A 13,340-nucleotide genomic window follows, 5' to 3' on the forward strand; every position below is an offset into this window, starting at 1 on the left:
GAATGGTGCCGAAAAGAGACGTTTTGCTTCGGATCTCCGATCTCCGGATCGAGGGCTATTCCGACGAGAAATGGGTCGAGATCGTCCGTGGTGTCGATCTCACCCTTCACAAGGGCGAGGTGCTCGGGCTGATCGGTGAATCCGGCGCCGGCAAGTCGACCATCGGTCTGGCGGCCATGGGCTTTGCCCGCGATGGCTGCCGGATTTCCGGCGGCTCCATCGAGTTCGACGGCATGGAGCTGACGACGACGCCGGAAAGCGATCTCAGGGCCTTGCGCGGTTCGCGCATTGCCTATGTCGCCCAGTCGGCGGCCGCCTCGTTCAATCCGGCACACCGGATCATCGACCAGCATACGGAAGCGCCGATCCAGTACCGTATCCAGAAGCGGGTCGAGGCCCAGGAAGACGCCATGCAGCTTTATGAGCGGCTGCGTCTTCCCAACCCGGGTGAAATCGGCTTCCGCTACCCGCATCAGGTCTCCGGTGGCCAGTTGCAGCGCGCCATGACCGCCATGGCCATGGCGTGCCGGCCGGATCTGATCATCTTCGATGAACCGACCACTGCCCTCGATGTGACAACACAGATCGAGGTTCTGGCGGCGATCCGGGACATTGTCGATCAGTTCAACACGGCGGCGATCTACATCACCCACGACCTGGCGGTGGTGGCGCAGATGGCAGACACCATCAAGGTGCTTCTGAAAGGTGAGGAGGTCGAGGAGGCACCCACCGAAGAGATGCTCGACTCGCCCAAGGAGGACTACACCAAGAGCCTGTGGGCGGTCCGCAGCTTCCAGCGGCCGCAGAAGCATCGGCCGAAGGAGGCCGATGCGATCCCGATCGTCTCGGTCCAGGGCATCGACGCCGCCTATGGCAAGACCAAGGTGCTGGACGATGTCTCCTTCGACATCTATCCGGGCATGACGGTTGCCGTCGTTGGCGAATCGGGTTCCGGCAAGTCGACGACGGCGCGTTGCATCACCGGTCTGTTGCCGCCCACCAAGGGGCAGATCCTGTTCAAGGGCGAACCGCTGCCACCGCGCTATCAGGACCGTAGCAAGGATCAGCTTCGCCAGGCGCAGATGATCTACCAGATGGCCGATACCGCGTTGAACCCGAAGATCAGGATCAGCGAAATCATCGGCCGGCCCGCCCAGTTCTATGGCGGCCTGCACGGTGCGAAACTGAAAAACCGTGTCGACGAGTTGCTCGACCTGATCGAGCTGGAACCGTCGAAGTTCTACAACCGTTATCCGCCGGAACTTTCCGGTGGCCAGAAACAGCGTGTGGGCATTGCCCGGGCACTGGCGGCCGATCCGTCCTTCATCATCTGCGACGAGGTGACGAGCGCGCTCGACCAGCTTGTGGCGGAAGGCATCCTGAAGCTGCTCGACCGGCTGCAGCAGGAGTTCAACCTGGCCTATATGTTCATCACCCACGACCTGGCAACGGTGCGCTCCATCGCGGACGAGGTGGTGGTGATGCAGAGAGGCAAGGTGGTGGAACAGGGGCCGAAGGACGAAATGTTCACCCCGCCGCATCACCCCTACACGGACCTGCTTCTGTCTTCGGTTCCCGAAATGGATCCGAACTGGCTGACGACGCTTCTGGAAGAACGTGGCACCGACGCCATCGGCGAAGCCGCCGACGTCTGACAACAGGCGGCTTACCTGCCGCAAAAACGCAATCACCCCCGGATAATTCCGGGGGTGATTGAAACGCTGCTGTGTCTTCCGTCAGGCGTGCGGGATCAACCGACCATCATGTAGCCGGAGAGAGCCATCGCACCCACGATAACAGCGTACACACCGACAAGTGCCGGCCATGAACCGCTGTGTGTCCTGTATTCGCGAATGAGATCGTCCCGGGTCATACCGACCTCCAGAAATGCACGCTTCTTGAGCGGGGTTGCGACTATTTATTCTGCGGGACAGATACGGGAGGAAAGTTAAGAATTCAATGAGTCAAAACACCAATCTGCCTCCTATTTTTGCATAACTGTTCTGCGGTCTATTCACACATGGCATAGCAGGCTGGCGGAATGCCCTGTCGCAGGCTCCTTCAGGGAGGCAGTAGCGCCAAGAAAGACGCCTCAGGCCCTTGCAAGGCCGTGCCGGAAAACGGTATCCGTCACCCGCGCAGCGAAGCTGGAACGCCTGTCGGCGGACCGGCAGGTTCGGATAACCGGAGTTACCGCAATCGCTCCCAATCCCCTGTCCACGCGGTCTTCACCGGCTGCAGGCAAAGATGGCGACAGACTGAAATGATCGACACACCCTATTATTTGATCGACAAGGCGAAGCTGCTCCGCAACATGGAGAAGATCGCCTATGTGCGCGAGAAGTCCGGCGCCAAGGCTCTGTTGGCGCTCAAGTGCTTCGCCACCTGGTGTGTTTTCGACTTCATGCGCGACTACATGGACGGCACCACCTCGTCCTCGTTGAATGAAGTCCGTCTGGGGCACGAGCGCTTCGGCAAGGAGACCCACGCCTACTCCGTGGCCTATGCCGACTACGAGATCGACGACGTGATCTCCCACGCCGACAAGATCATCTTCAACTCCATCAGCCAGTTGGAGCGGTACGCCGACAAATCCGCTGGCATCGTGCGCGGTCTGCGTCTCAATCCGATGGTCAGCTCGTCCAGCTTCGACCTTGCCGATCCCGCCCGGCCTTTCTCCCGCCTCGGCGAATGGGACGTTGCCAAGATCGAGAAGGTCATGGACCGGATCAGCGGTTTCATGATCCACAACAACTGCGAAAATGCCGATTTTTCCCTGTTCGACCGTATGCTCGGCGATATCGAGACAAAATTCGGTGCCCTTCTGCACCGGGCGGAATGGGTCAGCCTTGGCGGCGGCATCCATTTCACGGGGGACGATTATCCGCTCGACCTTTTTGCCGACCGCCTGAAGGCTTTCTCTGAAAACTATGGTGTTCAGGTCTACCTGGAGCCGGGCGAAGCGTCGATCACCCGGTCGACAACGCTGGAAACCACGGTCCTCGACACGCTGTTCAACGGCAAGAACCTCGCCATCGTCGATGCCTCCATCGAGGCGCATATGCTTGACCTCCTGATCTACCGGGAAACCGCCAAGGTGGCGCCGAACGAAGGTCCACACAGTTACATGATCTGCGGAAAGTCCTGCCTTGCCGGCGACATATTCGGCGAATTCAACTTCCCTGCCGAGCTCAAGACCGGTGACCGGGTTTCCATTCAGGATGCGGCGGGTTACACGATGGTCAAGAAAAACTGGTTTAATGGCGTGAAAATGCCCGCGATTGCGGTCAAGGAAGTGGACGGAACAGTCCGCGTTGTTCGTGAGTTTTCGTACCAGGACTACGAGCAAAGTCTGTCTTGAGACTTGAACCCTTAACACCCCAAAGGTCCAAGGAAGGTATCTTTATCAAATGAAAAAGACTGTTCTCATCATCGGCGCCGGAGGTGTCGCTCAGGTGGTGGCGCATAAGTGCGCACAGAACAACGATGTTCTCGGCGATATTCATATTGCCTCGCGCACCAAGTCCAAATGCGACGACATCATCGCAACCGTGCATGCCAAGAAGGCCCTGAAGCAGCCGGGTGTTCTGGAAGGACATGAACTCAACGCGCTGGACGTTGCCGCCACCAGTGCGCTGATCCGCAAGACCGGCGCGCAGATCGTCATCAACGTCGGCACCGCCTTTTTGAATATGTCCGTGCTCAGCGCCTGTCTGGAGACGGGCGCGGCCTATATCGACACCGCCATTCACGAAGAACCGGGCAAGATCTGCGAAACGCCGCCCTGGTATGCGAACTACGAATGGAAACGCGCCGAAGAGTGCGCTGCCAAGGGCGTTACCGCCATTCTGGGCGCCGGTTTCGACCCGGGTGTGGTCAACGCCTATGCCCGCCTTGCCAAGGACGACTATCTCGACAAGGTGACCGACGTCGACATCGTCGACATCAACGCCGGCAGCCACCAGCGCTATTTCGCCACCAACTTCGACCCGGAAATCAACTTCCGGGAATTCACTGGCACGGTCTATTCCTGGCAGGATGGCAAGTGGCAGGAAAACCGGATGTTCGAGATCGGCAAGGAATACGACCTGCCGGTGGTCGGCAAGCGCATGGCCTATCTGTGCGGCCATGACGAAGTCCATTCCCTTGCAAAGAACATGGACGGCGCGGACGTCCGCTTCTGGATGGGCTTCGGCGAGCATTACATCAACGTCTTCACCGTCCTGAAGAACATCGGCCTTCTGTCCGAACAGCCGGTCAGGACGGCCGAAGGGCAGGAAGTCGTGCCGCTGAAGGTGGTCAAGGCGTGTCTTCCGGACCCGTCTTCGCTGGCGCCTGAATACACCGGCAAGACCTGCATCGGCGACTTCGTCAAGGGCACGAAGGACGGCAAGGACCACGAGGTCTTCATCTACAACGTGGCAGACCACAAGGAAGCTTATGAGGAAGTCGGCAGCCAGGGCATCTCCTACACCGCCGGTGTGCCGCCCGTCGCAGCCGCCATGCTGATCGCGACCGGCGAATGGGACGTGAAGAAGATGGCCAACGTGGAAGAACTGCCGCCGCACCCCTTCCTCGCCATCCTCAACCGCATCGGCCTGCCGACCCGCATCAAGGACGCCGACGGCGACCGCGCCCTGGAATTCTAGGTCCCGGCCTTTTCCAGCTGATCAACCTGCGCAGCCCCGGTTACAACCGGGGCTGTTTGCTTTTCAGTCAACAGCAAACGGGCAGCGAAGTGCCCTCAGGCCTCGCCCACAAACAGAAAGCCTCCGTTACCCGCCACCAAAATTGTTACCTGCCTGCCCAAGCCGGTCGTCTGAGCGCCCGGCGTGGTCGCTTTGAAAGTCAGTGGAGAAGGATATTCACAGGCATGCAACAGCGTCCAACTCGGTGAGCCTGCAGCCGACGGCAGATCATGGCTCTGAAATTCAGTGCCCGACCTGAGACATAGGTTACAGACCGTTCCGGACACATAGGTAACACTTTTCGTTTTTGCGGGAGGTGTCGATGCCGTGGAAAGAGGTGTCCGTCATGGAGGAACGTCTTCGCTTCATCGCCCGTCTTCTGGATGGGGAAGGCATGAGTGCGGTGTGCCGTGAGTTCGGCATCTCGCGCAAGACCGGCTACAAGATCTGGGATCGCTACCGGCAGGACGGCCTGGAAGCACTTTGCGACCGGTCCCGCCGTCCGGTGCGCGTCTGGGCGGTTTTCGCCGCTGTTTCTATTTACTCGCCATGACACGCTAAGTCACTACGTAGAGTAGATTTTTCTAGATCAACACACCGAAGTCAGTATCCGGGAACGCGTCTTAATTTCCGTCCGGGTGCTTCCGTGGTGCTTCCGTAAGAGTGCCTCCGGGACCACTCTAGTTCAGGAGAAATGACGTGCCAAAACTGACCAAGCGCATTGTCGACCAGGCAGAAACGGGCAAAGCCGACTACTTCATTTGGGACGACGACCTCCAAGGCTTTCGCCTCCGGGTCTTCACCTCCGGCAGACTGAGCTATGTCGTTCAGTACCGCGCCAAGGGGCGCACCCGCCGGTTCACCATCGGCCCGCTTGGTGTCTGGACTCCCGAGACTGCCCGCAAGGAAGCCCGCGTGTTGCTTGGGCGTGATGATGTAGACGCCCACCGCTGGCTCTGATGTGGGAAGGTGGGATTTTCTCGATCCTACAGGAGGCGTCAATGTCTGAAGTTCACACAATCGGTCTTGATCTTGCGAAGTCTGTTTTCCAGGCCCACGGAGCTGATGGATCAGGTGAGGTTGTTTTTCGCAAGCGACTGCGTCGGAAACAGGTTTTGGCTTTTTTCGCTGATCAGCCGCGCTGTTTGGTTGCGATGGAGGCTTGCGGTAGCGCCCATTACTGGGGGCGTGAGCTTGCTCGGCTCGGCCATAAAGTGAAGTTGATACCACCAATCTACGTAAAGCCGTTCGTAAAGCGCCAAAAGAACGATGCTGCGGATGCCGAAGCGATCTGTGAAGCTGCCAACCGCCCGACAATGCGCTTTGTGCCGGTGAAGAGTGAAGAACGTCAGGGCATTGCGGTTTTGTTACGCACGCGAGAAATACTGATCCGACAGCGCACACAGACCATCAATGCATTGCGCGGTCATTTGGCGGAGTTTGGCGTGATTGTTCCAAAAGGCGCAAGCAATGTTGCAAAGTTGATTGAGCGTATTGCCTCTCCTGAAATCTCTCTTCCCGAGGTGGCACGAGCAGCCCTGAGTTATTTAACAGACAGCTTGTTGCGATTGGAAGATCAGGTGCGGGAACTGGATCGTGAGATTGCCGGTCTCGCCAGGGCGAATGAAACGGCGCGGCGGTTGATGACAATTCCTGGAATTGGCCCTTTGATTGCCGTTGCCATGGTGGCCCTGGCTCCTCCGCCAGAAACTTTCCGGCGCGGACGAGACTTTGCAGCTTGGTTAGGACTGACTCCGAGGCAAAATTCGACAGGTGGGAAACAGAGGCTGGGGGCCACGACAAAGATGGGAGAGCGCTCCCTGCGTCGTCTCCTGATTATTGGTGCAAACAGTGTGGTCATGTGGCGCTCAAAGAAAGGAGCTGCGCCGGGAACATGGCTTGAGGGGATGCTTGCGCGCAAGCCAGCCATGCTGGTGAGAGTGGCGCAGGCGAACAAGATGGCACGTATTGTCTGGGCGATCATGTCAGGCAATCAGACATACCAGGCTCCGGTCGCTCAAGCATAATAAAGCAAGCGACTGCGGAGACGGCGGCGCAAGAGAGGTCTTTGGAAGTTTGGCACAACAATCATGGGATGGGGTCGGGGAAACCAGTTTGCGACACAGTGCCTTTGAGCACGTGGGCTTGATTTGGACTCGACCTTCGAACACCATACGGGCCAGCGGCAGTTGAAAGGCCGCATTACAGGCCGGACACATGTCAGAACCCGACTGTGCCAGAAAAATCCAAAATTTTCTCTTGCAATTCGGGCGTCTACACATGTCGCACTGGGCGAAAACCCGGCTGAGGAGCGTGAACTCGATCACAAGGCGATCTCTGTCAAGGAGCTCTGCCAGCGTTATATAGAGGATGCCAAGGCAGGGCTCATCCTCGGAAAGAAGTGCCGCCCGAAAAATGAATCGACGATCTACACCGACGAGGGACGGATCAAACGTCAATTTGTCCCTCTGCTTGGAACACGCTGGGTCAAGGATCTGACATCCGCGGATATCACGCGCTTCATGCCTGAGTTGCTTCCGGTAGGACGAAGATGACCGAGAAAACCGGAAAGCATGGCAAAACGATCGTGCGGGGTGGCGTAGGTACGGGGACGCGGACGTTGGGGCTGCTTGGTGCCATTCTTACCTATGCGCGCGAGAATGGAATTATCGAGACCAACCCGGCGCATGGAATTCGCAAGGCCGCCGACCAGAAGCTCAACCGCAGGCTTTCTGAAGATGAATACAGGCTACTCGGTCAATTGCTTAGTGATGCCGACCGGGACGATCAGCTCACGACTGCTGCCGCAATGGTTCGCGCTCTTGCGCTCACAGGCTGCCGGCGAGGGGAGATAATCAATCTCGACTGGCGGGAAGTCGATGTCTCTAACAGCTGCCTGCGGCTACGTGACAGCAAGGAGGGAGCGTCTGTTCGTCGTAAGCGCCGTCTGCGGCCCACCGGTTTTCAGCTTGACGGGGTGAAGTTCCACGGCAGGAGTTCGTCGATCCTGCTTTTCGGATGACCGCCGGCAATGGCCTCGAGGGTCGTCTTGAGATAGGCGAAGGGCTCGACGTTGTTGATTTTCGCGGTCTCGATGAGGGATGCGATGCGGCCCCAGGTGCGGCCGCCCTCGTCATGACCGGCGAACAAGGCGTTCTTCCTGTTCAGTGCGATTGGCCGGATCAAATTCTCGACACTGTTGCTATCGATCTCGACACGGCCGTCGTGGAGGAAGGTCTGCAAACCGTCCCAGTGACGATGGATGTAGGCAAGCTTCTCGCCGAGATGGGACTTGGCGGATACCTGGAGGCGTTGCTCTTGCAGCCATTGTCCGAAGGCGGCGACCAGAGGCGCGGTGCGGGCCTGCCTTGCCGAGAGCCGCTGCCCGGGCGCCGTGCCACGGATATCAGCCTCGACTCTGTAGAACTCAGCGATCCGGCGCAAGCCTTCGGCGGCGATCTCGGAGCCATCGCGGTCGAACACTTCCTTCAGTTTCCGCCGTGCGTGGGCCCAGCAATGGGCCACGCGGATCGGATCGCCGCCCTTGCGGGACGAGCGCGTCAGGCAGTTGTAGCCCTGGTAGCCGTCGAGTTGCAGGCTCCCGTCAAAGCCACGAAGGATTTTCTCCGCGTTCTCTCCGCGGCGGTCAGGCGCATAGAAGAAGACCACGCCGGGTGGATCGTCCCCACCCCAGGCGCGGTCGTCTCGGGCCAAGGCCCATAGATATCCGGTTTTCGTCTTGCCGCGGCCCGGATCCAGCACCGGCGCCGTGGTCTCGTCCATGAACAGCTTGGTCGACATCTTCAGATGCTCGGCCAGCCGGTCAACGACGGGTGCGAGGTGGAACGCGGCGGTACCGACCCAATCCGCCAGCGTGCTCCGATGGATATCGACGCCCGACCGGGCAAGGATCTGGTTCTGCCGGTGCAGGGGCAAATGGTCCGCGTACTTGGCAACCAGAACATGCGCAATGGCCCCTTCCGTCGGCAGGCCGCCCTCGATGAGATGCGCCGGTGCCGGCATCTGGGTGACGCCGTCGGTACAGGCGCGGCAGGCGTATTTGGGGCGGACGGTAACGATCACGCGCAGCTGTGCGGGCACGATATCCAGCCGCTCCGTGCGATCCTCGCCGATCTTGTGCATCACCCCGCAACCGCAGGGACACTCAAGACTGTCAGGCTCGATCAAACGCTCGATGCGGGGAAGGTCCTTCGGCAGGTTGCCCCGATTGCGACGGGCAGGACGGCGAGTTCTGCCCTCGGAAGGGCGCTGCTCGTCCTGGCTCTCTTCGACCTCGGCGATGGCAGTCTCGAGGTCTTCGAAGGCCAATTGCCGTTCATCTTCGCTGAGCTTTTCCGACCTTTTGCCGTGAACCGCGTGGTTCAACTCCGCGACCAGGTGCTCCAGGCGCCTGTTGATCTCCTTGAGCGCATCCCTTTCGCGCAGGAGCGCGGCGACAGCATCACGCTGGTCAGCGGGGATCGCGGAAAGATCGATGGCGACAGTGGCAGGCATGGGCTGACAATAGCCCGGGGCGGCTGCGGATGCCCGCCATTTCCGGCACCTGATTCATTCTGCCGCAGCCGGAGAACGAGCCTCCAATGCCTTCACCTTGCGCCAGTCCAGGCCCGAGAACAGCGCCTCGAACTGGGCATGGTTCAGCGACATCATACCATCCCGAACGGCGGGCCAGGTGAAGGTCGTATCTTCCAGCCGCTTGTAAGCCATGACCAGGCCGGTGCCGTCAAAATACAGGAGCTTCAAGCGGTCGGCTCGCCTGGACCGGAACACAAAAACCGTGCCGGTGAACGGGTCCTTGCGCAAAACGGACTGGACCAGGGCGCTTAGCCCATCATTTCCTTTTCTGAAGTCGACTGGCTTTGTCGCCACCAGGATACGCACCCGGTTCGAGGGGAAAATCATGATCCACGCCCAAGAGCGCGCACGATCCCAGCAATCCTGTCCGGGCTCACGGAAGCTTCCAGCCGGATTATGGTTCCGCCGTAAATGATCTCCACCGCGGCCAGCGGCTTCGCATCCTCTTCAACGGGCGCCGGAGACGGTTCCAGAACGGCCGGTACAAACTCCGCTCCCGGAAGATCCGGCACCACAAGTTTGCCCTCCCGCGCCAAACGCCGCCATGCCGAGAGATGGTTGGGCTTCATGCCGACACGCCGGGCGACCTCGTTCACTGTCACCCCGGGAAGATAGGTCTCCGCGACAAGCTGCCCCTTCACTTCATTGGGCCAACGGCGCATTCCCGTGTCGCGCGGCAAAATCTCATAACCGCATACGGACTCCATATGGAGCTCTCTATGGACTCCCAAACCTGCCTCCATTCCCAAATCGACAATGGGTATGGATTCCAGCATCACGACGGGAGCGAACAGGTGGGGTCCAGCCGCCGCTTACTGTTCGTCCAATCGGATTGCCGATTGTTGAACTCCTTGAGGCTCATCAGGCTAATGCGATTGCCGGTGCCGTGTTTGAAGGAACGGTCGAAGGAAAGCCTCTCGTTGGATTCCCCAAGCATTGGCGCAAAATCCTAGGAGACTCGCCGCTTGCCGAGATCACGCCGCACGTCCTGCGCCACAGCTTTGCCAGGATCGCGAACGATCTCGGATTTACGGAGTCGACCATCGCGGCACTTCTAGGCCACGCGCAGAGTACAATCACCAGCCGCTATGTTCATTCGGTCGACACAGCGCTGATCATGGCGGCAGACACGGTTGCCGGCTACATACAGGGCCTTCTGGAGGGAGTGCGGTTTACCAGAACGACCTATGCTCTGGATCGCCATGCTCGGGCAGCAGCAATGAACAGGACACTGGTGGAGCGCCTAGCCAGTAGTTAACGAGTCAGCAATCTTGAGAGATAGAACTAGAGGCACCTTTCTTGGATCGAACAATTGGCTCAAGCGTTTTATCGATCTTTTTTGGGCTCAAAGTACCCCTCCGGTGCGAGCCGTCTTGCTGGCGAAGGCTGAAGACTGCCAGTCCTAGTGGTAGCATTAGCTGTGAGCTCTCAACAGGTTGTCCATTCGGACCTGACCGAGGAGACTGGAGTTACCACGCTTCAGCACTCACGGGAGGGTCCGAATGAACATCCACAAGAATGCCCGTCTGACGCCGCTGCGTCGAGAGGAGATGGCTCTGGCAGTGATCGAGGACGGTCTTTCCAAAGCCCGGGTGGCGCGGATCTACGGCGTGTCGGCCAAGATCGTTTCCCGGTGGGTCGAACGCTACAAGGTGGAAGGTCCCGCTGGTATGGCCGACCGCTCCTCGCGGCCAGACCGGATGCCCGCAGCAACCGATCCGCTCATCTGTGAACGCATCATCGCCCTGCGCCGCCAACGCTGGACAGGCAAGCACATCGCTCGAGAGGTCGGCGTGTCACCGGCCACCGTCAGCCGGGTGCTGCGGCGGGCAGGCCTCTCGCGGCTGAAGGACCTCGACCCGGCCGAACCGGTGCGCCGTTATGAACGCCAGTATCCGGGCGAACTAATCCACATCGACATCAAGAAACTCGGCCGGTTCGATCGCGTTGGCCACCGCATCACCGGCGATCGCACCGGCCAGTCCAACAGCCGCGGCGTGGGTTGGGAGTTCGTCCATGTCTGCATCGACGATGCCTCGCGCATCGCCTTCAGCCAGATCTTGCCCGACGAGAAGAAAGAGAGCGCCATCGCTTTCCTGCGCGCCGCGCTCGCCTATTACGAGAGCCTGGGCGCCACCGTCACCTGCGTCATGACCGACAACGGCGCATGCTACAAATCGAAAGCCTTCGCAAAAGCCTGCCGCGATCTCGGCCTCAAGCACATCCGCACCCGACCCTATACGCCCAGGACAAACGGCAAGGCCGAACGCTTCATACAGACGGCCCTGCGCGAATGGGGTTATGCCGTCTCCTATCCAACGTCAAACGACAGGGCAGAGCAGTTGCCCGTCTGGCTGCACCGCTACAATTGGCACCGACCGCACGGCAGTCTAAAATCGAAAACGCCGATCAGTCGACTCGACATGACCAGGGACAACCTGTTGAGGCTCCACAACTAGAGCGCTTTCCGATTCGTCGTCTGACCATGGGCCGTTGCTTTTCGCTCAGCACCAGTGTCAAAACCCAACGATAGCATCGATTTGATGTGAAAAATCAGTTTCAAGACGTTTCATCAGCGGTTTGGGGGCTTGATGAGACGTCCTGTCAGACAGATTCCAGTTGCAGCCTTCCTTCGCTGTTTTTCCTCTTATCCAAACCTGATGCACAAAAGCATCACGTTCGAGCTAATGAGCCGATCGCCTTTTCAAAGGTCTGAACTCGATTTTACGACGTGGTAACTTCGAGCGACGTTGAACAGTCCCCTATCTTGCTGGAGTTTGCCAATGCGTCTCAAATTCCTTTGCATTACACTATCCGCCTGCTTTTCGGCTCCGCTGGCTTCGTTTGCAGCCGATCTTCCTGTTGCGCCGGAGCCGGTGGATTACGTTCGCATTTGCGACGCATATGGCGCCCGCTTTTACTACATCCCCGGGACTGAAACCTGTCTGCGGGTGGGCGGCCGCGTGAGAACCGAGTTCCGGGTGCGAAACTTCGGGGATGCCGAGAACGCGTGGGGAGACCGCGATAGCGATGGCTATCAATGGCGCTCTCGAGGTTATCTCTATCTAGACGCCCGCACGTCGACCGAATTCGGAACGCTTCGCGCGTATATTGAATCCTACATCACGCAAACGAACGATACGACAGCCACCTCCGTAGATCACGCCTATATCCAGTGGGGTGGATTACTGGCCGGTCGAAGCCAGTCAAATTTTGATTTCTTCAAAGGCTATGCATACGACGCGCAGATCGAAAGCTATTCGGATCGGAAGGCCAACCAGGCGGCCTACACGTTTGTTTTCGGAAACGGGTTTAATGCGACCCTCGCGGTTGAAGACAACCCCGCACGCGCCACCAGTCTCGGGCTGAATGGTGGAACGGTCGGTTACGGCGGAACCCGCTTGCCGGATTTTATCGGTGTCCTCGCAATCAGTCAGGGTTGGGGCAAGGCCCAGATCATGGGTGCCCTACATCAGGTCTATCCGAACGCGACCTATAACGGCGTTACTGGGAATGGAGAAGATGTACTCGGTTGGGCCGTCGGCGCCGGTGTGGAAGTCAATTTCGGAGGCGTTCTGAACGGTGGTAGTGTGGCCCTCCAGGCTTCCTACACGGACGGTGCCAGCGGATTTGGCACAACGGGCTGGAACAGCCGCATTACAGATGCCGTCTGGGACGGCAACAGCGCTGAAACAACCAAAACACTGAACATATTCGGTGGTGTGAGACTTGGTCTGACCGACACGGTAACGGCCAATGTTGAAGGCGGATATCACAATGCAGATGGCGGCACCACGGCTTATGATTTCACGCAGTGGAGTGCGACTGCAAACGTCGTCTGGGAGCCTGTTCCCGGCTTCATCATGGGACCGGAACTTCAATACCGGGATCTGGATTTCAACCAGTCTTCCGGAATAAGCGACGCGAGTGAAATCTACGGGACTTTCCGGTTGCAAAGAACCTTCTAGGTAACGGCGAACTGCCCTTGGATGAAACAATTCGTCAAATCATTTTGTCTTGGCGTCGTTAGGGCTGTTGCATGACATCCACTTTGCT

The 13,340-nt window shown here is 58.8% G+C and carries 12 protein-coding genes and 2 pseudogenes; 11 read left to right on the forward strand and 3 right to left on the reverse strand.

From position 1 onward, the window contains the following. The first annotated feature begins 2 nt into the window (after nt 1-2). From SIAM614_RS13500 to SIAM614_RS32460, 8 genes and pseudogenes are all read left to right on the forward strand, one after another. Nucleotides 3-1,655, forward strand: coding sequence for an ABC transporter ATP-binding protein (locus SIAM614_RS13500; protein ID WP_006935301.1), 1,653 nt, complete (start codon nt 3-5; stop codon nt 1,653-1,655). A gap of 608 nt (nt 1,656-2,263) precedes the next feature. Further along, entirely contained in the window at nt 2,264-3,361 is a 1,098-nt protein-coding gene (locus SIAM614_RS13505; RefSeq protein ID WP_006935302.1) for a carboxynorspermidine decarboxylase, read from the forward strand. A 49-nt stretch (nt 3,362-3,410) separates the two neighbouring features. Further along, complete coding sequence (locus tag SIAM614_RS13510) at nt 3,411-4,649, forward strand: saccharopine dehydrogenase family protein (protein ID WP_006935303.1); 1,239 nt, start codon at nt 3,411-3,413, stop codon at nt 4,647-4,649. Between the two features lie 361 nt (nt 4,650-5,010). Further along, nucleotides 5,011-5,199 (forward strand): annotated as a pseudogene (locus tag SIAM614_RS13515) (helix-turn-helix domain-containing protein); the annotation flags it as partial. Nucleotides 5,200-5,387: 188 nt separating this feature from the next. Then, a pseudogene (locus SIAM614_RS13520) lies at nt 5,388-5,618 on the forward strand (Arm DNA-binding domain-containing protein); the annotation flags it as partial. Nucleotides 5,619-5,689: 71 nt separating this feature from the next. Further along, complete coding sequence (locus SIAM614_RS13525) at nt 5,690-6,715, forward strand: IS110 family RNA-guided transposase (RefSeq protein ID WP_040440254.1); 1,026 nt, start codon at nt 5,690-5,692, stop codon at nt 6,713-6,715. Nucleotides 6,716-6,838: 123 nt separating this feature from the next. After that, complete coding sequence (locus tag SIAM614_RS32455; protein ID WP_006935307.1) at nt 6,839-7,243, forward strand: hypothetical protein; 405 nt, start codon at nt 6,839-6,841, stop codon at nt 7,241-7,243. Next, complete coding sequence (locus SIAM614_RS32460; RefSeq protein WP_050789389.1) at nt 7,240-7,710, forward strand: tyrosine-type recombinase/integrase; 471 nt, start codon at nt 7,240-7,242, stop codon at nt 7,708-7,710. Before SIAM614_RS32455 ends, SIAM614_RS32460 begins: the two co-directional genes overlap by 4 nt. Here the strand turns inward: SIAM614_RS32460 and tnpC are convergent. From tnpC to tnpA, 3 genes are read right to left on the reverse strand one after another with little or no spacing between them, the layout of a single operon-like run. Next, complete coding sequence (tnpC, locus tag SIAM614_RS13535; RefSeq protein ID WP_006935308.1) at nt 7,653-9,203, reverse strand: IS66 family transposase; 1,551 nt, start codon at nt 9,201-9,203, stop codon at nt 7,653-7,655. The two genes, SIAM614_RS32460 and tnpC, sit on opposite strands and share 58 nt — an antisense overlap. A gap of 54 nt (nt 9,204-9,257) precedes the next feature. Then, the gene (tnpB, locus tag SIAM614_RS13540; RefSeq protein WP_006935309.1) at nt 9,258-9,611 is read right to left on the reverse strand and encodes an IS66 family insertion sequence element accessory protein TnpB; all 354 of its coding nucleotides are present in this window, start codon (nt 9,609-9,611) and stop codon (nt 9,258-9,260) included. Then, entirely contained in the window at nt 9,608-9,991 is a 384-nt protein-coding gene (tnpA, locus tag SIAM614_RS13545; protein WP_040440190.1) for an IS66-like element accessory protein TnpA, read from the reverse strand. The genes tnpB and tnpA overlap by 4 nt, the downstream gene beginning before the upstream one ends. 125 nt (nt 9,992-10,116) lie before the next feature. Here tnpA and SIAM614_RS32945 point away from each other — a divergent pair, with 125 nt between their 5' ends. The 3 genes from SIAM614_RS32945 to SIAM614_RS13560 all read left to right on the forward strand — a co-directional run bounded on the left by SIAM614_RS32945 (nt 10,117) and on the right by SIAM614_RS13560 (nt 13,252). Continuing rightward, complete coding sequence (locus SIAM614_RS32945; RefSeq protein ID WP_006935311.1) at nt 10,117-10,542, forward strand: tyrosine-type recombinase/integrase; 426 nt, start codon at nt 10,117-10,119, stop codon at nt 10,540-10,542. Nucleotides 10,543-10,786: 244 nt separating this feature from the next. Next, complete coding sequence (locus SIAM614_RS13555; protein ID WP_006935312.1) at nt 10,787-11,743, forward strand: IS481-like element ISStag2 family transposase; 957 nt, start codon at nt 10,787-10,789, stop codon at nt 11,741-11,743. 324 nt (nt 11,744-12,067) lie between these two features. Continuing rightward, nucleotides 12,068-13,252 carry a porin gene (locus tag SIAM614_RS13560; protein ID WP_006935314.1) on the forward strand — a complete coding sequence of 395 codons (1,185 nt, stop codon included), beginning with the start codon at nt 12,068-12,070 and terminating at the stop codon, nt 13,250-13,252. Nucleotides 13,253-13,340: the final 88 nt, after the last annotated feature.

The sequence above is a fragment of the Roseibium aggregatum IAM 12614 genome (genome assembly GCF_000168975.1).
In the GTDB taxonomy this organism is placed as follows: Bacteria; Pseudomonadota; Alphaproteobacteria; order Rhizobiales; family Stappiaceae; genus Roseibium; species Roseibium aggregatum.